Here is a 21,897-nt window from a genome sequence, read left to right as displayed (position 1 = left end):
AAGTACTTCTATTCTATTTCAGTAATGTAAAGAAAATTAAGTATATTTCTAATTGAAATTCACTTGTTTAATATGTCTAATCATTGATTGCGAAAGAAATTGTATACAATTTTAATGACTTTAGGGGTAATACTCATCACTTGGTCTTTGTTACTGATCTGTAATTAATCGTTATACTAGGGTAATACCAGGGTAATAGTTTTTCTCTATACTAAAAACCGTAAATTGATAGTAAGGGAGAAAATAAGATGAAGAGAATTAGTACAATTTTATTGACAGCTACCATCTCCATGTCATCGTTAGTACAGCCTGCGAATGCGATGAATGGAGATTCGGAAGTGAACAAACCCTGGATGAACACTAAGCTGTCTGCTGAGGAGCGCACTGAGATGCTTCTCGACGAGATGACGATGGAACAAAAAATCCAGCAAATCGCCATTTCACGCTTTAATGAGAACGACACCGGTGAGCCGGTTGTTATTAAAAGGGGCGGTACAAGTAAGTACATGAATGGTGAATTCGCGCCAGAGGGTACTTTGCCTGGTTGTGAGTGGCAGGACACTGGGCGTCAGATCCGTGGGATTGAGGAATTGGGTATCCCAACAATCCGTATGACTAATGGTGGTACGGGCGTAAAAGGTGGATCTTGTGGCAATGACCCAGAAGCAACAGGACTTCCATCAACACCTGCGCTGGCAGCGACTTTCGATCGCGAGCTGAACTATGAGGCAGGCCGAATTCTCGGCGAAGAGACTCGTGCCTTCGCGCATCACGTGTTGCTTGGGCCAGGCATGAACTTAATTCGTCACCCGTACGGTGGTCGTAACTATGAATATTTCAGTGAGGACCCATACTTGACTGGTACATTGGCGACTGAACAGGTTAAAGGTATCCAGGAACAAGGAGTTCAGGCCCAGCTTAAGCACTTGGCAGGCAATGAGCAGGAGACTGAGCGTTGGACAATGGGTGTCCAAGTTCCATCACAGGCAATGAACGAGCTATACATGCTGCCTTTCGAAATGACTGTTAAGGATGCTGATCCAGCGTCAGTAATGTGTTCATTCCCAGATGTTAACGGCACTTATGCTTGTGACAGCTCTGAATTACTACAAGACGCCTTGAGAGACAACTGGGGCTTTGAAGGTTACGTTATGAGTGACCGTCGCGCAATTCACGACACCGTTGCTGCTATAAAGGCGGGAACGAATGTAGAGCTTGACTGGGCACCACAGTTCTTCACTGAGGAAAAAATCGAGGATGCCCTTGACTCGGGTGAGGTAACTGAGGACGACATCGACAATCTACTTCGTCCACGTTACATCAAGATGATCGAGTACGGCCACATGGATGAGCCTTACGACAAGTTCATGCCTGAAATCGTCGATCCGATTGCTAACGGTGCTAGCGCACTGAAAATGGCTGAAGAAGGCGCTGTACTATTGAAGAACGATAACGATTTCCTACCATTGGACGGCGAGCCGGAGACTATCGCACTAATCGGCGTTGAATGGTTCGCTGGTGAAGCAAAGATGTCTCCGCGATCTGTTCGAGACAATAACGAAAACGTAAATGCTCCTTACACGGTCACTCCGCAAGAAGGACTTGAGAATGTCATCGAGGAGCTTGGCTATGATACTGAAGTAACATATAACGATGGCCGTGACCCAGAGGCAGCAGCTAAGTTAGCCGCTGAGTCCGACGTAGTACTGCTAATGGTTGGTGACAACCCACATGAGACTGTAGACCGTGATACCCTTGGCTTCCCGGCGATTGACCTTAACACTAACCCAGATAAAGAGGACTGGGTGGAGCAGGAGCCACTAATTGATGCAGTCTTGGAAGCAAACGCGGAGAACACTGCAGTAATCCTGAAGACTTCTGGTACGGTGCTAATGCCGTGGTTAGATGAGGTACCTGCAGTGCTTGAAGCTTGGTACGCAGGTATGGAAGATGGCAATGCCGTTGCCAACCTGCTATACGGTAAAGTAAATCCTTCTGGAAAGCTACCTATGACGTGGGGTGCGACAGAGCGTGAAGCAGCTTTTGCGACTGAGAAGCAGTACCCTGGAACACGTCAAGATACTGGCAAGCCAGGTGGCCCAGGTCCATACGGTAATGGTTCTGACCAACTAATTGCTAAGTACACTGAGGGTCTAAAGATGGGCTATCGCTGGTATGAAGCAAACGACGTAGAGCCGATCTTCCCATTTGGATACGGTTTGTCGTACACTACTTTTGCGTATGACGACCTAAAGGTGAAGAAGGTCCAAGGTAAAGGCTCATTGTCCGGCATTGACGTGTCCTTCACGATTACGAACACGGGTGACGTTGCCGGTAAAGAAGCAGCACAAGTCTACCTGACATTGCCAAACGAGGCAGGGCAGCCGACTAAGCGACTTGTCAATTTTGAGAAGGTTGATCTTGAGCCTGGTGAGAGTGAACGCTTGACTGTACGTATTAACCATGCTGACTCTAACCACCCATTCTCTTATTTTGTTCCGGAAGAACCGGACAATTTGGCGAACTGGGCTGATGGCGAGTGGTCTACCGCTAACGGGAAATACCGCGTACATGTCGGTGGTTCCTCAGCAGACACACCATTGGAAAAAGACATCCCGTTGAACTTCAAACTTAACAAGGACAACGGCAAAGAAAACAACAAAGGCAACAATAAAGGTAAAGGTAACAACAATGGCAACAGCCAAAGATATTAACAATGACAAGGGGAACAATAATAGGTAGACCCCTTGCCATGAGATAAGTCGGCGACCCGGTAAGGATTGTCGGAACATCCCAAGGGCGGTGAGCGCGTGCGCTCATCGCCTTTCTCATCGCCTCACATGGGCGGTGAAACGAAAGGAGTCTTAGAAAGGACGTGAGAAGTGTAATGAAGGAATCCATTCGGAGTAGCCTAAGAGGTCTGACGCATTGGTGGTGGGTAGTCCTTGGCCTGGTGGTCCTCTTGGCCGCATGCAACGAGGAATCTGACGGGTCGGTCGAGAGCAAGGAAAATGTAGGACCTGCTCCGTCTAAGCCCGGCGACTGGCAGGTCCCGGGGTTGGTGGATAGGTCCGGGATCCAGATTGAGGTGCCGACGCCAGGTACGGCGACAGGCAGGACCTTGGATATCACTGACTTTGGGGCAGATCCTGATCCGGACTCAAACGACGATGCAGTAGCCATACGGGCGGCCCTAGATGCAGCTGAACCTGGTGACGAGGTAGTAATGCCGGCTGGTACATATGACTTACGTACAACTGACCCGGACGATGAGTCAGCAAATATCGTGTTGCGTAGTGGTGTGGATATACGCGGCGAGGGACAAGAGAGAACAGTGTTACTGACCTCTTTTGATGGCGAGGATGACAGCCGGGTGATCCGTGGTTCTGGAGTTCACGACGTCATTGTCGCTGACTTTACAATCACCTCTCGTTATGAGGGTCCACTAGGCGAGGACCCTGACTATGGTGAGGCGGGTGGTGGCCCGATGTATGGGATTCACATAGGAGCCAGAGATGGCAAGGCTAGCTCTCGGATCTTGGTAAAGAACCTTGGCATCAGAAAATTCGAGCGCCACGGTATCTCCGTTAAGGCTAGCCGTGAAGTGACTCTCTCTGGTAATTACGTAAGTGAGGCTACTGCAGTTGGACCAGGAGGACAGGGGTACGGCATCGCTGTTGAAGGCTCAAGGGACCAGCACGACCCAGATGCCTCTAACGATTCCCGGCACAATGTTGTAATCGGCAATACTTTCGATGGCAGGCATCTGCGACATGCCATTCTACTTCAGTTCCCCACACATAACAATCTTGTAGCAGAGAACACCATTGTTGGCAGCCATCTCGATGCCATTGACTTACATGGCGAAGGTGAATACCTTAACGAGGTCCGGGATAACAAAGTCATCGGCGGGCAACGGGCGGGTATAGCGCTGGGTAATTCCGGTGGGTCCAAGAACAAGCACGATGCCTCAGGACATGGAAATTGGGTGCACTCTAACGATCTAATCGGTAACCGTCAGGGAGTACTCGTTATCCTGGGAACTCCTGACACACTCATAGAGAACAATAGGATCACGGCAGGGGATAATTCAAAGGTAGGTATAGAGCTACGCAATGCTCCGGGCACGAAGTTACACGGTAACCACATCACTGGAGGGACTGAGGGGTTCTGGTCTATCAAGCTCAGTGAAGACCGTGGCACTGACGGACGTGGTAAAGGCATTCCTACAGGCATCAATATCGAGTGCAACGTCATTCGACATGCAGCCAACGGTATTATGATTAATGCAGGAGATAACCTCAGCATGGTGAATAACATTGTAGAAAATATCATCGGAGAAGACCTGAGAGTGGCCGACGGGATTGATGTGAGACGGTCGGCTCAGCAGCAGTGCAAGCTTCACTAATAAAAATAGATTAGTGAACTTGGAACAAGATTAATCAACAAAATAAAAATACCAGTTAATATGGTGAGGAGAACCGTACTATAAGTAATTGAAGTTTTTAAAACAAGCCGTTCAGTCAAAGCTGAACGGCTTGTTTAAACTTAGGATATTTAATTTACCTGAGATTATTTGAAAGAACCTTCAAATAAAATTTCTTCTAATGGGCGGCGACCTGATGGTGTTTCGCGTTGTTGTAATTCTGGAGAAAGCAATTCTTTTTCACCTTTGTAACCAATCGCGATTGCTAATTGTACATCGAAGTTCTCAGGAATATTTAATACTTCCTTCGCAACATCTTTGTAAATACCGCTCATTGGGTGAGTGATTAAGCCCTCTTTAGCTGCTTGTAATGATAGGAATCCCCATGCTGTTCCAGCATCAAATTCATTTGATCCTTTTGTATTATCAGAAACTAGTATTGCTAATACTGGTGCATTTTTAGCCCATACTAAGTTTCCTTCCATTAAGATTGGATGGAATTTCTCAAGGTCAGCTTTTGTTTTAGCAACGATGAAGCGCCAAGGTTGGTTGTTACCTGAAGAAGGTGCCCAACGAGCTGCTTCGAATATTCTATTTAATACATCGTCAGCCACTGGTTTGTCAGCATAAGAACGCGGAGACCAACGATTTAAAAATAGGTCTGCAATTTCGTGTTCAGCTGTTCGGTAATCTTTTGCTTGAAATGTTGTCATAATAAAATCCTCCTAGTTGTATCGAACTCCCATTTTTATATTAAATTATTAAAATAAGTTTGCAAGTAATTCGACTTACGAAAAGTAAGCATGTTATTGTTCGTAAGGTAACTAAGGAGCGTTCACGATTTTATCTGAAAGCTTTATGTCCCACTGTCAATAATTTAATATGATTGGCACATAACCAAATTCCATTATCTTATTAATGGCATGATCAAGTTTTTCTTCTATCGTGAATTGATGCTTTCGCAACTTCTCTATAAAAATAGAAACATGTAGAATTGTTGTTGTTCTACATGTTTCATTTTTTTCTATTTAATTTTGTTCAGGTAAATAGTTATTTAAATTCTTTTCATTCTCTGATGTAATAAACCATCCGAGCTGTTATTCTCACCATAGATGAAATCCTGCATATAGTGAGTTAAATATTTTCCATAATTAGTTTGCGTATTAAGTAATAATTCATCAACATAATATACACCTAAAGCAATCTCATCTAACAATAAACTCGCAGTTCCAGCATATATTCCACAAGCTACTTGGAAATAGGTTGCATTCGTTTTATATTTTTGGAATATATCACTACATTTCATTGAATTATACATATAGATTTCCTTATCTTTGTATACTAAAAGAACACCAACAAGGTCCTCACCTTCAACCTCTCCATCAGATGGGTCAATAATCTTTTGTTTCCAATTCCAAAGGTCATCCACATTACTTAGATTATTTCGAATTAATTCTGTTGTATATTCATTGACGCGATATATAAATCCAATTTCAAAATCATATAGTTCGCCCAATGTTAGTACTTCTTCATGGGGCATGAGACATCCATAAAACTCCTTGTTCCCTAATTTTACTTTATATTCAGTAGCGTAAACATCATCATATAAGTAAAGCGGTAAATGATGTTGGACAAACATTGGGTAACTTAATATTGCTTCATCTAAAAAACACTCTACTGACCAGGAAGTGTAAATAGTATTAGGCTTTATAAGGTTTTTGTCTTTATAAAAGGAACTATCATGCTCGAAAATGTAACAAGCTAATGGTTGGCTTTCGGAATTCTCTTTTAATAGTTTAATTGCCATCCATTGAACTACACCAGGATTCATACCTGATCCAATAATTGCTTTTGTATTAGTAAAGTTATCTCTACTATCTTCGAATCGATAATACCTCTCGGTTAGTGGAAACCCATATAAGCTGTCATCTGCATCAACCGCTGTGTTCTCTAATGCAGAATTGATATAATAAACACCAAGTTGATTACAACATTCTAACATTTCAACTGTATCAGCCCATGAAACATCAATAACAACTTTAGTGTTTGTTGATTTCAGGTGTTGAGTAAATTTATCTTTGTCACTTAAATCAAATTGCAATAGGGTCAATTTATCAGTTAACTCGGGAAACAATTGCTTATAATAACTTTTTTCCCCTTGATTGATATCAATTAAATAAAGCTTTGAATTTGTCAAAACATGATGTATTGGATCTTTTATATCTTTAATAGAATGATTAAAAATCGATAATAATGATTTAGCAACACCACCCATACTTCCAAGAATAGTGATTGTATATTGGTTTAATTGTTCCACAGCAAAACGTCCTTTTCTTGTAGTTAACATAGTTTATGAGCTTTTAAATGAGATTGCTGTATGAATCAACTAATTTCAATTGGAAAGTTAACTTAGAAATTTTTTGAAGTGAGATTTGGTTAAAATAAACTAATTAATAGCCTATCCGTAAGCTGTTAAGGCCTAGGGATAAAAATATTCAGTTACTAGCTGGATCATGAACCGTTCCTACATTTTAAATCAATTGTAAAAACATAATGAAAAGGATAGCTTAGACCATATAGGCCAAGCTATCCTTTTCATTAGTGTCTTACCTGAGCTTTACAATAAACTTCTACAAAGTGGGCAGGGTTTAACTTTTCCCCTGTTATACGACTGATTTTTTCATTCCAGTTATAGCGTGCAGCTGGTTTAAAAAATTCATTGATAAACATTTCCCCCGTTTCTTTTGTGAAAAATTCTGGGGAAATCGTTGTTTCAATATGGCGAAGAAGTTGGGCTGCCATTAGTTCACCTAAGAGATAATTTTGGTAGTAAACAGGAGCGAGAGTAAAATGGATTTTTGCTGCCCAATCAGGGTTATCAGTTGTATCCGGAGGAGTGACAAGCTGAATTTCATTGACAGTTTTCCACCATAAAGCGTTTAAGTCTTGATCTGGATTTTCGTACAGTTCTTTTTCAAAAAAGACAAAGGTAACAATCCATCTTACTGCCATAAGCATTTGTAATTGTTGGAACTTCTTTAATTCAGGAGCAAACTCATTTACAGTTGCATCATCGACATGTAAGAAGCGCTTTAACCAACGAGGGTCTTTGCCCATTTTTCCAAATAACATTGCGATTGATTCTGTTGTTAAGGTATGACTACTCGTACGTAGTATGAATGGAAGGCTAGCGTCTACATATTTAAAATAAGCTGCATGACCAAATTCGTGTAAATTTGTTTCCATCCAATACGCATCCTCCATTAAGTTACAAAGGACACGAACGTCACCTTCACGATCAACATCCATACAAAATGCTGTTGGATTTTTCTTATCTCTTGGGAATAAATCGCTTTTTTCATATAAATCATCTATTTTGATACCTAATGAGCTAAACGTATCTGTTGTTATTTGAAGAACATCTTTTCCCTCGTAAAAATGGTCTAGATTAGTTGAATCGGATGGCGGTGCTTCTTGGAAGAAAGGGTCAACATAATGCCAAGGGCGTATAACCTCTGGATTGATCCCGAATTTAGTTGCTAAACGTTCATCAAGTTCATTTTTCATCGTGCGATAAGCTTCATCTGATTGTTCAACCAGTTCGTTGAAAAGAGCAAATACCTCATCACGATCAAGTTCTTGAAGTGCAAAGCCCATTTGGTGATAGTTATCATAACCAAGTAGTTTTGCTGCCTCATTACGCTTCTTAACAAGCTCTAGCAATCCTTTTTCTACGACTTTACCTACTTCCTTACTAGCTAGCCATACTTTTTTGCGTAATTCCAGGTCATTACTATTCAACAATACCTCTCGAATGTCATTCGCAGAATACTTTTTCCCATCAACTTCAGGTGAATAAGTGTTGAATAATAAATTTAGTTCAGAATCGCGTTTTGCCAAATCTGCAATCACATCTTCAGGTAGTTGGTTTCTTTCCATTTCGTTCAGTAAAAGTTGAAGCTGGCGTTTTTCAATTTCTGTTACGTTTTCCGTTGCTAGAAAGTGTTTTGCTTTCTCGTATGTTTCTTTTGAGGAGAAAAACAGATTGTATTTTGTTTCAGCTTCCCCCAATTTTTCAGCCCATACAGGGTCCCCCGTTGTTTGGGCCATCCAGGCTGTTTCAGCCGTAGTTTTGTATAAACCTTGCATTTTATCATTGAAATCATTTAGGAATGTTTGTAGTGTTTTCAAATATTCGCAACCTTTCTGTATCAAAATACCTTTATACGATATTAAGAATTCGATATGAATATGCTTAAACCTTTAAGTGATTAAAAATAAAATTGCCATAGTTAGAAAAAAAATTACCTGATGCACAAATTAACGTAAATGAATCGTATTAATTAGTGAAGGAGGTTGGGTATGAATATGTTTGCAGGCTTAAGTGTTCATGAGATTGTTCAAACTTATAGCGACACCTTAATACGAATCGCTGTGCAGCAGACAAAAAATATGTCTGAGGCTGAGGATATTGTTCAAGAAGTTTATATGAAACTTATGAGACAGAAAAAGCCTTTTGATAGTGAAGCCCATTTAAAGGCTTGGCTTATCAAAGTGACTTTTAATAAATGTAAGGATTACTTTAAATCTTCTAGGGTCAAGAAGACAGTACCGATAACAGAAGAAATGACGTTTTTCTCAAAAGAAGAACAAATCGTTCTCCCTGAAATTTTTGAGCTTGATCCAAATGAGAGGTTGATTGTTTATTTACATTATTACGAAGGCTACACGACTGCAGAAATTGCCAATCTAATAGACATGAAGGTTAACACAGTAGGGTCGAAGTTGAGAAGGGTTCGAATGAAGCTAAAAGTAATTTTAGAAGAAGGGAGTTAAGTATCATGAGTACTTATAAGAAAGTGATGAAACAGATTCATGCTTCTGAAGAATTTAAAAGCAAAATGCATAAAGAGATGATGAAATATGAAAAAGGGGAAAAGAGAATTTTTATGAAAAAGATAAGTTTATTGGTTGGAAGTTTAGTAGCTTGCGCTGTCATTGCTGTGGTAGTTTTATCAAATATAAACAACGACGGAGCTCTAGATTTGACCGATAGAATTGTAGTAGATAATGCTGCTCCTGCTGCGAGTGCAATGGTTAATATTGAAGGAGTCATTACTGAAGTTGGAGATGATGGACTGAGTTTTACGTTGGATAATGGAATGAAAGTAGTAGTTACAGATGAAACAGAATTAGGAATTGATGGTCCAACTGCACCACATAAGGAAGAACAGTTATTCGAGCCTACATTTAGAGTAGGCAATCTAATAGGTGGTTTTACAGAAGACACGTCGACAGATCCAGTTACTGCAGCTGTAATTTATACTAACTGGAACTTTGAGAATCCTATCAGATAGGTGCATTTATAAATACCCCGATCAATAAGTGACGGTTTTATAATAGACGAAAGGTTGCCCAAAATTGTTAGGGCAACCAAGTAATAATTATTTAATACTTAAGTAGAATTTACCTGGCTGTTATAGACTCGATTTACGGGTAGCAGCAAGGTATAGGATAAGAGCAGTAAGAATGACGGTAGTTATAAGAGGGAGCATGAGTGGTCCCTCTAGCTTACCTGATATAAATAGGGAAGCAGCTGCATTTGTAAGTTGTGCTGGGCTCCATTCCATATATTTTTCGAAAAGTGATGTTAAGAGTGTCAAAAGAATACTAAGTAAAAGTGTAAACGCGGCCACGAAACCACTACTTTTCAAAAAGGTGCTAAGAAAAACTGTGAATGTTAATAAAAACATTATCCATATAAGGTACAGACTCGTACCCTTAACAATATTCATAAAAGGGTAGTCACCAATCAAGAGCACTGTATAGTACCATGAGGCTAACATTCCGAGAAATATTGCTCCTACACTAAGCAGCACTGCACTCATCCATTTAGCGGTGATATAAGATGAAAATCTGACTGGTTTTACTAGAATCGCTTTCAACATCCCGCTTTTTCGTTCAGAAGAAACGATGCCCATAAATGCAAGAACGAGAACGAGAATCCCCATCTGATTAAATTGTCCCAAAGTTTGTGCTAGAACTTCCCCGCTTGTGGGCATTGGAATTTCGATGACGGACCCTTCTGGGAGATTACTTGCGTTTTTCAAGATTTCGGGCATATAGTAGCTTGTTATTGGCTGCATAAGTCCGAACAACACAAAAATGAGTGGAATCCAGATTACTTTATAATTTCGGGTCATCTCAAGCCATTCTTTTCGATGAAGAACGAACCATTTTTTCATCTTCCCACCACCTCCATGAACAGGTCCTCAAGGCTAGTTTGCCCTACAGTGAATTTTGTAATTGGCAATTTTTTCTCGGTAATTTCAACTAGAAGTAGATTTCTTGCCTCTGCCACATTTTTCACATAAATTTCAATCTTATTATTAGTTGAGATAACCTTGGAAACGATATTCCAGTTTTCAATGCTCCCAGCCCATGCATCTAAATTTTCATCCGCTGATATAATAATGACGTCTTCTTGATGCTTCCTACGTAGCTCTGAAAGGGACGCCGTTACGGCAAGCTCTCCTTTATGAATCATAATGACATCATCACAAACTTCCTCAGCATCATGAAGGATATGGGTCGAAAACAGAATCGTCGTAGTTTCTTTCAACAATTTCATCAGTTCAAGGATTTCCCTACGTCCAACAGGGTCAAGTGCTGAAACGGGTTCATCCAGCATTAGCAACTTTGGTTCATGAATCAGTGCTTGTGCGATTCCAAGACGTTGCTTCATACCCCCTGAATACCCACCAATCTTGCGCTTTTTAGCATCGGCAATTCCTAAAAGTTCAAGTAACTCATTAGCACGTGCCACCGCCTTAGACTTAGACAGTCCAGAAAGCTCACCCATTAACACAAGGTATTCAATTGCATTCATCCAAGGGAAAAAAACTGGATATTGTGGTAGGTAGCCAATATATTCCCGATAATCTCTTTTTTCTACACTTAAAAACGATATCGATCCATTTGTTGGTTTTTGCAGACTTGCGAGCATTTCCAGCGTTGTGGTTTTTCCTGCGCCGTTTGCACCGAGCAGCGCAACACAGCGACCTTCCTCTATTGAAAAGGATAAGTCGTTAACGGCCACATGCTTTCCAAATGACTTAGTTAAGGATTTTACTTCCAACAGTTCCATCTTTCTCACACCCTTCAAGGAGCATCGTCTATGAATGCTTTTTCCCTATGATAAAATACAAAATTGGACCTAGAGTATTGATAAAAATAACGATAAGTACCCACATCCATTTCGGTCCATTCGTTTTCTCAGTTTTAGTGAGATCAAACAATGCAATAATCATTAAGATAGCCTGAATGACAAGGAGAGGAGCAACCAAGGCCCAGTTTATTTCAAAATTCAATTTTTTCGCCTCCTAATAATTTTCTTATTACTACTCAAAATTGGCTCCAAAACAAAAAGCGTATCTACTATTGATAAACTTTATGCAAAATGGATTCTTACTTAAATTACATATAAATGGAGTAGCGGGTTAGGAATCTAGGATTACCAATCAAACACTCCATTCTTGTTTGTTCTACATGTAGTATATCAGATTTGTTCTACACATACTATAACAAAAAATGATTTTAAGAATTAATTTTTTAAAACTAATATATTTTGTTTAAATGATTTGAACAAAAAAACCATCAATTAAAATGATGGGCTTTTTAATTATCTTTGGACAGGCAATAACATAAATTAAATTAGGATGGATTATATAATAATTTTGATGTTAGAACTGGGAACCGAACTTCTGAAGATACACTAATTTCTATGGGGGAATAGGTATGAAATCTGATAATTATAGTGCTTAATTTCCTTTTCCTTAGTTAAAATAATTAAAGGGGTCTAAAGTATGATACTTTAGATTAATAATCAATGTTTTTTAAAGCGAGATACAATACCTATTTGCATGCGGTTTTGTTACCAAAAATAATCGTAATGTCCCAAAAAAGGGAAAATTATTGTATAATATAAATCTATTAACCTAGTTTGAAATGACTATATGAATTTGTCATTTTAGTGCTTAGAAAGGAGAAACTAATGTCGAATCTCGATATCACTTTTATCGATGAGTTAGAAGAGGGAGAAATAATTCAAAGCGATATTTATTTTAATAAAACGTTACTTATTAAAGCTGGTACTAAAATTGACGATGTTCTTCTAAAAAGCTTACAAAATTGGGGAATTACAAAACTTAACACTTTATATTTAAAAAATCCAGAGCGTGATGTAGAAATAGAACAAATCCCTAAGAAAAAAGAGAAGATTTTTTATTCAAAAGAACTCTTTGATATAAAAAAGTTATTCTATGAAAGTTTACAATACGTCGTGAGTGAAACAAGGTATGGACTAATTTTAAATAGTGATGCGCAAATTACATGGCTTGAGAATTTATTTATCTCATCATTATTAAACAGCGAAATTTCGATGGGCTTATTTAACTTGAAGAAAAAGGACCCATATAGTTACTTCCACTCGTTCGATGTATTTTTACTAGGATCATTGCTTGCAGATATGTCTGGTATCCGTGATATTCGTTCTTTTGCAATTGGTTGTTTAATTCATGATATCGGTAAATTAGAAATAAGCAATGAGGTCTTGCATAAAGATGGCGCATTATCCAAAGTAGAATTTGATGAAATTCAGAAACACCCGCTTTACGGTGTGGAATTTATGAAGAAAAATAATATTCCAAGTGAATATCTAGATTTAGTCAAATCACATCATGAACGATTAGATGGAACTGGCTATCCGGAAGGACTTACAGGTGATGATCTTTCAGAAGAAGTAAGATTATTAGGTGTTGTCGATACGTATTCCGCTCTTACGTTACAACGTTCATATAGGAAGGCATTTTCATCCATTAAAGCGATAGAGTTGCTATTAAGTAAAGCAAATAAATACGATACAAAGTATGTTATTCATCTTATGGAGTTAATTAATATTTATCCAACAGATAGTATTGTTCGTTTATCGAATGGTAGAAAGGCAAGAATTAAATCTGTTCATCCTAACCAACCATACTTCCCTATATTAGAGGAAATCGGAAAGCCTAAAGTTTATCAGCTACCACTTAATTTTTCCGTAACGATTAGCCGATTTATTGAGTGGGATCAAGTCGTAGATTCAGAAGCAGATGACCATATTGACAAAAGGGAAATATACTGGAATCTACTTATTAGTAAAATTACCGATGGAGATATGGAAGAAGCAATGAATTGCTATAACCTTATAACTAAAGGTATGGGATTAAATAATATTTTTATTGATGTCATTATTCCTCTTATTAAAGAAATTGAAACTAAACGAATCGAAGGGGAACTATCAACAGGAGAAGAACATGATGCATTTTTAAAAATAAAAGATATTTTAGGTGCAGCATTTAAGGAATAGATTGAGAGAACGTAAGATCTTTTGCTTTGTTAACATATAACTTAAAGCTGGTTTTTTCCAGCGAAAGAACACGGGGACAGGTTCTTGGCTTAATAAGCCGAGATACCTGCCCCTTATTCGTTTACAATAAGCGACTAGCTAAGAGAGCTAAAGTTCACTTCTACTAAAAATATTTTTCTTAATAATTAAGTAATTCTTAATCGCAAAATTTAAATAATATAGATTAGCTCTAATTTCAAATTCTTCTCTCGACTTCGGTAATTCTGTTTCACGTATAGACTCTTCGTAATCCTCTAAATGCCGCAATGCAATGGTTGTATCTCCTGAATCAACATGTTGGCTTATATTTAAGAAAATATTAGCAAGCATTCCTCTTTGTGTAACATTTAACTCTGAAGAAGAAACATTACTCAAGATGGTTTCCATTTGTTTTAAGATTTCTAGTTGTTTCTCTCGCATTTCAAGGTAATAATAATCTTCATTTTCTTTTCTTAATAGATGGTTTTCTACATCTTGTATTACAACATTTTTAGCTTGATTTAGTATATTTGAAACTTCAACTATTTCTTTTCTGTCCCATTCTCGCTCACTATTCTTTAGTAGACTAGAGAATTCGTAAAGAATAACGCTAAATTTCTGTTCAATTTCAGCTCTATATTTCTCTATTTCTTTCTTAAAACTCGGCATAATGCTGTTCACGAGTAAGGCGATACCTATACCGATGAAAATAATATAGAGTTCATTTAATAAGTTTTCTAGGTTTGCTTCCTTCACTGTATATATATGTAGGACAATAACTATGCTTGTGACGAAACCTTCCTGAATACGTCCTTTTATAAGAATTGGGACAAACAGTAAAATAAATAAAGTTAAAACAATTGGATTGTACCCTAACAGTTCAAAAAACATTGAACCAAGGATTAATGATAAAAGAGATGCGAAAAACTTTTTCTGAATAGAATATAAGGTTTTTTTCTGTGTCTTCTCGATACACATAATAACGATGATCGCTGCAAATGATGCAAATTCCAATTCGAGTAATGTGGCAATCCAAATTGCTAACCCTGCTCCTATTGCAGTCTTAATTGTCCGATATCCCATTCCAACCATAAGTACCATCCTATTGTTCTTTAGTTTATAACACTAATTATGTTCATCTATAGTATAGACAATAAAATTTTTTTCTCCAAGTTTTGTATACAATAAATTCATCAAAGGCACAGTTAAAAATTACATTTCTACTATCTATTCAAAATTAGAAGTCCAAGATCGAGTTCATGCTGTTTTGAAGGCTAAAGAGGAGAAATTGATTTAGTCTGAGGGGCGAATAAGGGTAGAAATTAGTTGTTATGTGACAAAACTGCTGAAAGCCCCCCAATTCTCTTGCCTAGTAAATTGAGGATAAGAAGAAATAAAGTTAACTATGATATTGGCCTTATCTAAATAAGGATATTTAGTAAATAGTAATCTATCACCATATCGAATTGCTTTTAGTGCAAGTGGTAACTCACGTCTAAAAATTTCATTCCGTCTTGCAGAAATATTTTGATCGAATTCTCCTTGATCTATATATAAATACACATAGTAATATAAGTGTCCCCCATATGAACACCATTCACCTAAAACTTCATCTCTCATCTCGCGATTAACTTCATCCCAAGCATATTTATTTCCTATCGTTAAAAATAGGTTTCCAGTTTCATCAGAGTGGGTAAGTGTGTAACGCCTTGGAACAACAGGTTGTATCGCAGTATATCCATTTCTAAATTTAACATAAAGTTTTTCTGGGTTAAACTTGCTCAAGCAGCATTCAACTCCAATCGGTTTTTGTATCAATATGTGAATGAAAACTGATTAATTAGTTAAAAGTCATGGGTCGAATATAATTCTTCAAGAACTGAAATGGATTGAAGCATTTTTAAGGAGAATATTATAATGAGTATAAGAGGTTAGACAGGAGTATTTTTAGTCTTGATATTTTGGTCTCATAAATAACCAATGGTAACAAAGCTACATACATTATGAGTAAGCTAGATTCTTTTCTTGGAAGGAGGAAATCTACTTGAATAGTGTATTGCTTAACTCCCTTAGAAATGGGGGTTTTATATTGTATGTAAGGCACGGGGAAGCGAATGTGGGGAACGATTTACCCAATTTAAACTTTCAAAATTGTTTAACCCAAAGGAATCTTTCAAATATGGGGCGTAGTCAAGCTAGATATTATGGAGAAATACTACGCTATTTACAAATTCCAATTCAAATCCCTATTATCGCAAGTTCTTATTGCAGAACAATTGAAACAGCACAATTGGCATTTGGCATTGAAAATGTTCAAGATAACCCTATTTTGGTTGGGGTAAATCGGTTGAATGGAAATCTACCGAGTAATGATAGACAAAAAATTTTAAAACAACTTACCTCTGTTTTAGAGGAGATTCCAGAAGATGGTAAAAATAAGGTGATTGTTGCTCACAGTTTTCCAAATGGCGTAGGTATAGGTTCAATACCTTACACGGGAACAGTCATTGTAAAGCCTAAAGGAAAAGGGAATGGTTATGAAGTTGTTGGTAAACTATCATTGGCTGATTGGAGTAGATTAGTTAATTAGAGGAAAGTTTAATTAAGCTTAAGTAGCCCATTTGTAAAACTGAATCAAAAAGAAAAACTTGCATACTTGTATTGTACTAATAAACCATCCATCTCAAGGAACGGGATTTTAAGCCACATTAAAATCCCTATTTTTAATATAGTTTTGCCTAATGATTCATAAAAGTGAACAGAGTATGAGAAAACAATAGTACTAGCCATTTCTTCAATGATAAGTGTTATGATAGAAGCATTATGCCTTAAAGGAGACCAAAGTCTATGAATATACCAATATTATTTGAGGATAATCATCTGCTTTTGGTTGAAAAACCAGTAAACATTCCCGTTCAAGAAGATAGCAGTAGAGACCTCGATTTGTTAACGATATTAAAAAATGACATAAAGGATCGATATCAAAAGCCTGGTAATGTCTATTTAGGTCTTGTCCACCGCTTAGATCGTCCAGTTGGTGGTGCCATGGTGTTTGCTAAAACTTCAAAAGCCGCTTCTAGATTATCGGATATGATACGAAGGAATATTATTGAACGTAAATACCTTGCTGTTGTTCATGGTACCCCCAAGAAAAAAAGTGGACAATTAGTTCACTACTTACTAAAAGACGTTCGGAAAAATAAAGTTTCCGTTGTTGCTCCTAATCACCCAAAAGCAAAGAAGGCTATTCTCGATTTTGAAGTTTTAGAATCGAAAAAAGGATTCAGCTTACTTTCTGTCAAACTTCACACAGGTAGACCCCACCAAATTCGCGTTCAATTGTCCAGTATGGGCAACCCAATTTTCGGCGATCAAAAATATGGAGAACACCTTAATAAACCTGGACAACAAATTGCTCTTTGGGCTCATAGAATCCATTTGGAGCATCCTGTTAGGAAAGAACCAATCGAAGTTAAATCACTACCACCTAGTAAGTACCCTTGGGATTTATGGAAGGTTGTTACTAACAGAAAAGAAGAAAAAGTCCCTCTAGAAATTTCATAATACTCTGTGAAAAAAGAATGTGCTACCCAATAAACTATTGGAGCACATTTTTTTGGACATTGTACTTATAGGTAATTTCTATTTTTTATGGTATCTAATAAAATTTCTTCTAATAAGATTTTCATAGGATCATCTCATTATCTTTTTTATCAAATAGAATTTAAAAATAATAACGGGATACTTGCTCATCCCCAATTATTAATCCTTCGACTTCTTTAAAGCCCATTTTCTCATAAACGAGTTTAGCGTGAGTATTTGTTGGTTCGTATGATAATGTGATTGTTTGATGACGTTCTTCTTTTATATTCTTAATGTCTTCTATTACTAGTTTTACAGATTCTTTCCCAAATCCTTTTCCTTGATGCTTTTCATCAATCATCATACGGTAAATCCAGTATTCATGGTCATCTTCATCAATCCCATAAAGTGCAAAACCAACCATTTCTTCACCGAAATAGATTCCTTTTGCATGGAAATTTTCCAGGAAATTTAGCTGAGCTAATGAAACTGCATTAGTAGCAACAAAATTTCGTTGGTCTTCTCTAACTTTTAGTGAAATTGCTTCAATCCAGTTGTCTTTTGTAATTGTTTTTAGATGTAACATCTCTTTACCAACCCTCTCGATATTCAATTGCTTAATAATTAAAACTTTTGCAAATTTTAAATTATAGGAATGTTTTAACAGTTAATAATCTATAAGTCAATAAAATTATAAAGTATGAAAAAATTAAAAGAATAATGGAAGTAGCTTGATAAGTGCTGGAATTTGTTCATATCGTGAAAAGTTGCTCAATTCCAGGCAGAAGTCCCTCTAATATAAACATACAAGCAACCCAATCTTATTTGTTTTTATTTTCCATATAGGATTAACCAATAGTATACTTATAGTAGGAAGTACTATTAAGGAGGGGGAGTATGAAACAATTTTACATTAAACAAAAGGTGTTCAGTCTAAGGGGGAAATTTACCGTAAAAGATCACCAAGAAAATGATGTCTATTATGTAGAGGGAAGTTTTATGCGTATACCAAAAACTTTCTCCATTATGAATACAAAACAAGAGGAAGTTGCCCTTATTACAAAAAAGACATTTAGCTTATTACCGAGATTTTTTGTTGAGGCGAATGGACGAGATGTATTAACGACTAAAAAGGAATTTTCCTTCTTTAAAGCACGTTATACAATTGATGCTGCAGGAATTGATGTGCAGGGTAATTGGTGGGACATGGAGTTTCAAGTGTACCAGCATGGTGAATTGGTCGCCCAAGTAAATAAAGAGTGGTTTACATGGGGGGATAGTTATAAGGTGCAAGTATTGAATGAAGAAATGGAGACTATTATCATTGCGCTCGTTGTTGCTATTGATTGTGTAAAAGCTGACCAAGCAGCGGGAGCTTCAGCAGCATCCAATTAAGGATACGTTCGATAACAATTAGTTAGGTCATTCTTAATTATAAAATAGAATGAAAATCATCATACTGTTTTAGGATGATTTTAATAATAGTAAGAAGGAGCGGTTTAAATGGCACAATCATTGAATGGAAAAGTTGCATTTATTACTGGTGCAGCAAGAGGAATAGGGAAAGCAACTGCGCTTCGCTTAGCAAAAGAAGGCGTAAATATTGGTTTACTTGCAACAACAGAGTCTTCATTAAAAGAAGTGGCTTCGGAAATTGAAGGATTAGGTGTTAAAGTTGCTTTTGCAGTTGCAGATATATCATCACAAGAGCAAGTAGATACAGCCATTGCGTCTTTAACGAAATCATTAGGTACTACTGACATACTAATTAACAATGCAGGTATTGCAAAATTCGGTACAATTTTAGAGATGGACCCAGAAGAATGGAAAAAGATGATTGATGTGAATTTAATGGGTACATATTATGTAACACGCTCCGTATTACCTCAATTAATCGAAAAAAATGGTGGGGACATCATTAATATCTCATCAACTAGTGGTTTAAATGGAGCAGCTACTTCAAGTGCTTATAGTGCATCAAAATTTGGAGTGATCGGTTTTACAGAATCATTAGCTCAAGAAGTTCGCCGAAATAACATCCGTGTATCTGCTCTAACACCAAGCACCGTTGCAACGGATTTGGCTATGGATTTAAGTTTAATTAAAGAAAATAATGAATCAAAAATAATGCAAGCAGAAGATATAGCTGAATTTATTGTTAACCAGCTAAAACTCAATCCACGTGTGTATATAAAAACTGCAAGCTTTATTGCTACGAATCCGTTTTAGTTATTATGGAAAATAAATAGTTATTTCTACAAAATCCTCTACTTATATAAGTAGGGGATTTTGTATGGGAGATTGTTCAGAGTCTTATTAAGCCTGGACCTCACTCATTAATGCGTGAATATTATCTTCTGTATCTTTAAAAAATGCCATCCAAATCTCCGTTTGCCCCATCTTTCCAACAACATGTGGTTCATCGATAAAAGTCACTTCTTTGCTTTCTAATCGTTCATACGATTCATTAATATTTGCAACTTGAAAATAAATTACTGAACTCGGATGATTGAATTCCTCAGCTTCTGGAAGTGATAGTAAGAGCCGAATTCCATCGCAGTCAAAGAATGCTAAACGATCTGTATTAAATAATAGTGAAAGACCCAGTTTATCTTTATAAAACTCTAGAGCTCTTTCTAAGTCTTTAACAGGTACCCCAACTTGTCCGACTTTTTGAATCATTGTAGCCTCCATACAACATATCCCCTTTAATATGATAGTCATTTTAAGAATAAACGATTTTACCAAATAATAGAAGGGATAAAATCTGATGAGATTGGGAAGGGAACCTATTGTACGAACCAATATACCTTTTTAATAATTATTTTTTAACACTTATGCTATATTTTTTATGAACTTAAATTGAATTCAAACAAGGAGTTGAAACAATGGCTGCAAACAAAAAAAGTATTTATTTTATTTTCAGTTTATTAGCAGTAGTTTGTATATTAGCAGCATGCGGTACATCAACAGATGAAGTAGAACCTACTGAAAAATCAGAAAGTAAATCTGCTGATACTACAAATTATCCAGCGGAAGTAACAGAGAACCCAATTGTTACGATTACAATGGATAACGACGAAAAAATCGTAGTTGAATTGGATCCAAAAGTAGCTCCAAATACAGTAGCAAATTTCATTTTTCTAGCGGAAGATGGATTTTACAATGGGCTTATTTTCCATCGTGTTATCCCAGGATTTATGATTCAAGGTGGAGATCCTCAAGGAAATGGGACAGGCGGACCTGATTACTCTATTAATGGGGAATTCAATTCAAATGGATTTGAAAACAATATAAAACATGAGCGCGGTGTCATTTCAATGGCAAGAACACAAGATCCAAACTCTGCAGGGTCACAATTTTTCATCATGGTTGCCAATGCGCCTAGCCTTGATGGGGAATATGCTGCTTTTGGGAGAGTAATTGAAGGGATGGAAACAGTAGATAAAATCGTTTCTGTTGAAAGAAATCAGATGGATAAACCGCTACAAGACCAAATAATAAAAAAGGTTGAAGTTGATACAAAGGGCTTTAACTATCCAGATCCGACAGTTCAATAGTATTCATTTAAATAATGATTCCATGAGGCAATTTAACACTGCCTCTTTTTTTTGTTTTGTAAACCTTAAACAATTACGGTTTCTTTATCAAACGATAAGTTCATAAATGGAATCGTAATTATAAGACTACTATCCATTCTCAATTAGCATTGTGATACGATAGATGGAAATACAGAATACATAAGTGAGGTGAGTTTCATGTTTCCAAATAACTTGAAGAACAAACTTGCGCAAAAGCAGCCATTGTTTATAGGAGAGGATACGGCTTTTCGTTTTGCGGTTTTAATTCCGTTGGTGCAAGTAGAAGGACAGTGGCATATTCTTTTTGAAGTAAGGTCATTTGCTATGAGAAACCAACCTGGAGATATAAGTTTCCCAGGAGGAAGAATAGACAAAAGCGATCCAACACCAATGGATGCAGCATTACGTGAAACTTACGAGGAATTGGGAATTGACCCTAAGACAGTAAATGTCATTGGCCAATTGAGCGCTTATGTAGCATCATCATCCTTTGTCGTTTACCCATTTGTTGCAACCATAGATTACAGTCAAATCAAACAATCTTATAACATAGAGGAAGTTGAAGAAGTATTTACAATTCCGATTCAGTGGTTATTAGATTATGAACCTTATATGCATAAAGTGTCCTTTGATGCTATTCCATCGGATGATTTTCCATTTGATAAAATTATGAATGGTTCGAATTATCAATTTCGAACAAGAGCAATGGAAGAATGGTTTTATGACTATGGCAAGTATACAATCTGGGGCTTAACTGCGAGAATCCTAAAACATTTGATAGAGATGCTAAAATAGTGGACACCATTAAATAATTATCAAGAAAAAGAAGGAATTGTTCTGTATAATTCTGGATAGTATTGTAATTTTGTTTGATTTAATTCATA

General features: G+C 37.2%; 21 protein-coding genes. 11 read left to right on the top strand and 10 right to left on the bottom strand.

Features of this window, described 5'->3' with window-relative positions:
* Positions 1–248: 248 nt before the first annotated feature.
* Both CD29_RS04520 and CD29_RS04515 read left to right on the top strand, forming a co-directional pair.
* Entirely contained in the window at positions 249–2,714 is a 2,466-nt protein-coding gene (locus CD29_RS04520) for a beta-glucosidase (RefSeq protein WP_081976139.1), read from the top strand.
* Between the two features lie 173 nt (positions 2,715–2,887).
* A complete protein-coding gene (locus CD29_RS04515) occupies positions 2,888–4,408 on the top strand; it encodes a right-handed parallel beta-helix repeat-containing protein (RefSeq protein ID WP_140422892.1) in 1,521 nt (506 codons plus the stop codon).
* Positions 4,409–4,572: 164 nt separating this feature from the next.
* Here CD29_RS04515 and CD29_RS04510 read toward each other — a convergent pair whose 3' ends face one another.
* The 3 genes from CD29_RS04510 to CD29_RS04500 all read right to left on the bottom strand — a co-directional run bounded on the left by CD29_RS04510 (position 4,573) and on the right by CD29_RS04500 (position 8,617).
* Positions 4,573–5,139, bottom strand: coding sequence for a nitroreductase family protein (locus CD29_RS04510; RefSeq protein WP_036183375.1), 567 nt, complete (start codon positions 5,137–5,139; stop codon positions 4,573–4,575).
* A gap of 341 nt (positions 5,140–5,480) precedes the next feature.
* A complete protein-coding gene (locus CD29_RS04505) occupies positions 5,481–6,743 on the bottom strand; it encodes an S-adenosylmethionine decarboxylase related protein (protein ID WP_036183373.1) in 1,263 nt (420 codons plus the stop codon).
* A gap of 281 nt (positions 6,744–7,024) precedes the next feature.
* Positions 7,025–8,617 (bottom strand): M2 family metallopeptidase, encoded by a 1,593-nt coding sequence (locus tag CD29_RS04500; RefSeq protein WP_036183371.1) that lies wholly within the window; start codon positions 8,615–8,617, stop codon positions 7,025–7,027.
* Positions 8,618–8,788: 171 nt separating this feature from the next.
* On the opposite strand from CD29_RS04500, the gene CD29_RS04495 reads away from it, so the two are divergent.
* Positions 8,789–9,262 carry an RNA polymerase sigma factor gene (locus CD29_RS04495; protein WP_036183369.1) on the top strand — a complete coding sequence of 158 codons (474 nt, stop codon included), beginning with the start codon at positions 8,789–8,791 and terminating at the stop codon, positions 9,260–9,262.
* Positions 9,263–9,267: 5 nt separating this feature from the next.
* Positions 9,268–9,783, top strand: a complete 516-nt coding sequence (locus CD29_RS04490) for a hypothetical protein (protein ID WP_197061736.1) — start codon at positions 9,268–9,270, stop codon at positions 9,781–9,783.
* 120 nt (positions 9,784–9,903) lie between these two features.
* On the opposite strand, the gene CD29_RS04485 is transcribed toward CD29_RS04490, so the two are convergent.
* Genes CD29_RS04485 through CD29_RS04475 form a run of 3 tightly spaced genes read right to left on the bottom strand, consistent with a single transcriptional unit; the run spans position 9,904 to position 11,796 of the window.
* Complete coding sequence (locus tag CD29_RS04485; protein ID WP_036183365.1) at positions 9,904–10,671, bottom strand: ABC transporter permease; 768 nt, start codon at positions 10,669–10,671, stop codon at positions 9,904–9,906.
* Positions 10,668–11,573 (bottom strand): ABC transporter ATP-binding protein, encoded by a 906-nt coding sequence (locus CD29_RS04480; RefSeq protein ID WP_036183363.1) that lies wholly within the window; start codon positions 11,571–11,573, stop codon positions 10,668–10,670. The genes CD29_RS04485 and CD29_RS04480 overlap by 4 nt, the downstream gene beginning before the upstream one ends.
* A gap of 28 nt (positions 11,574–11,601) precedes the next feature.
* The gene (locus CD29_RS04475) at positions 11,602–11,796 is read right to left on the bottom strand and encodes a PLD nuclease N-terminal domain-containing protein (RefSeq protein ID WP_036183361.1); all 195 of its coding nucleotides are present in this window, start codon (positions 11,794–11,796) and stop codon (positions 11,602–11,604) included.
* A 683-nt stretch (positions 11,797–12,479) separates the two neighbouring features.
* Between CD29_RS04475 and CD29_RS04470 the strand changes: the two genes are divergently transcribed.
* Positions 12,480–13,832, top strand: coding sequence for an HD-GYP domain-containing protein (locus tag CD29_RS04470; protein ID WP_036183359.1), 1,353 nt, complete (start codon positions 12,480–12,482; stop codon positions 13,830–13,832).
* Positions 13,833–13,979: 147 nt separating this feature from the next.
* Here CD29_RS04470 and CD29_RS04465 read toward each other — a convergent pair whose 3' ends face one another.
* Together CD29_RS04465 and CD29_RS04460 are read right to left on the bottom strand one after the other, a co-directional pair.
* Entirely contained in the window at positions 13,980–14,933 is a 954-nt protein-coding gene (locus CD29_RS04465) for an aromatic acid exporter family protein (protein ID WP_169716154.1), read from the bottom strand.
* A 246-nt stretch (positions 14,934–15,179) separates the two neighbouring features.
* The gene (locus CD29_RS04460) at positions 15,180–15,635 is read right to left on the bottom strand and encodes a staygreen family protein (RefSeq protein WP_036183355.1); all 456 of its coding nucleotides are present in this window, start codon (positions 15,633–15,635) and stop codon (positions 15,180–15,182) included.
* 259 nt (positions 15,636–15,894) lie between these two features.
* On the opposite strand from CD29_RS04460, the gene CD29_RS04455 reads away from it, so the two are divergent.
* Together CD29_RS04455 and CD29_RS04450 are read left to right on the top strand one after the other, a co-directional pair.
* The gene (locus CD29_RS04455) at positions 15,895–16,440 is read left to right on the top strand and encodes a histidine phosphatase family protein (RefSeq protein ID WP_036183353.1); all 546 of its coding nucleotides are present in this window, start codon (positions 15,895–15,897) and stop codon (positions 16,438–16,440) included.
* Positions 16,441–16,697: 257 nt separating this feature from the next.
* Positions 16,698–17,414 carry an RluA family pseudouridine synthase gene (locus CD29_RS04450; RefSeq protein ID WP_036183351.1) on the top strand — a complete coding sequence of 239 codons (717 nt, stop codon included), beginning with the start codon at positions 16,698–16,700 and terminating at the stop codon, positions 17,412–17,414.
* A 160-nt stretch (positions 17,415–17,574) separates the two neighbouring features.
* On the opposite strand, the gene CD29_RS04445 is transcribed toward CD29_RS04450, so the two are convergent.
* A complete protein-coding gene (locus CD29_RS04445) occupies positions 17,575–18,018 on the bottom strand; it encodes a GNAT family N-acetyltransferase (RefSeq protein ID WP_036183349.1) in 444 nt (147 codons plus the stop codon).
* Between the two features lie 311 nt (positions 18,019–18,329).
* Here CD29_RS04445 and CD29_RS04440 point away from each other — a divergent pair, with 311 nt between their 5' ends.
* Together CD29_RS04440 and CD29_RS04435 are read left to right on the top strand one after the other, a co-directional pair.
* Positions 18,330–18,827, top strand: coding sequence for an LURP-one-related/scramblase family protein (locus tag CD29_RS04440; protein ID WP_036183348.1), 498 nt, complete (start codon positions 18,330–18,332; stop codon positions 18,825–18,827).
* Between the two features lie 108 nt (positions 18,828–18,935).
* Positions 18,936–19,661, top strand: a complete 726-nt coding sequence (locus tag CD29_RS04435) for a 3-ketoacyl-ACP reductase (protein WP_036183346.1) — start codon at positions 18,936–18,938, stop codon at positions 19,659–19,661.
* Positions 19,662–19,748: 87 nt separating this feature from the next.
* Here CD29_RS04435 and CD29_RS04430 read toward each other — a convergent pair whose 3' ends face one another.
* The gene (locus CD29_RS04430; protein WP_036183344.1) at positions 19,749–20,126 is read right to left on the bottom strand and encodes a VOC family protein; all 378 of its coding nucleotides are present in this window, start codon (positions 20,124–20,126) and stop codon (positions 19,749–19,751) included.
* Positions 20,127–20,320: 194 nt separating this feature from the next.
* Here CD29_RS04430 and CD29_RS04425 point away from each other — a divergent pair, with 194 nt between their 5' ends.
* Both CD29_RS04425 and CD29_RS04420 read left to right on the top strand, forming a co-directional pair.
* Positions 20,321–20,992 carry a peptidylprolyl isomerase gene (locus CD29_RS04425; RefSeq protein ID WP_052123992.1) on the top strand — a complete coding sequence of 224 codons (672 nt, stop codon included), beginning with the start codon at positions 20,321–20,323 and terminating at the stop codon, positions 20,990–20,992.
* A gap of 198 nt (positions 20,993–21,190) precedes the next feature.
* Positions 21,191–21,808: an NUDIX hydrolase gene (locus tag CD29_RS04420; protein WP_036183342.1), complete on the top strand. Its 618-nt coding sequence runs from the start codon at positions 21,191–21,193 to the stop codon at positions 21,806–21,808.
* Positions 21,809–21,897 lie beyond the last annotated feature (89 nt).

The sequence above is a fragment of the Ureibacillus manganicus DSM 26584 genome, from assembly GCF_000772945.1.
GTDB classification, from domain to species: domain Bacteria; phylum Bacillota; class Bacilli; order Bacillales_A; family Planococcaceae; genus Ureibacillus; species Ureibacillus manganicus.
Note: the sequence above shows the minus strand (reverse complement) of the source record. Positions and strands in the feature narration are given on the sequence as shown.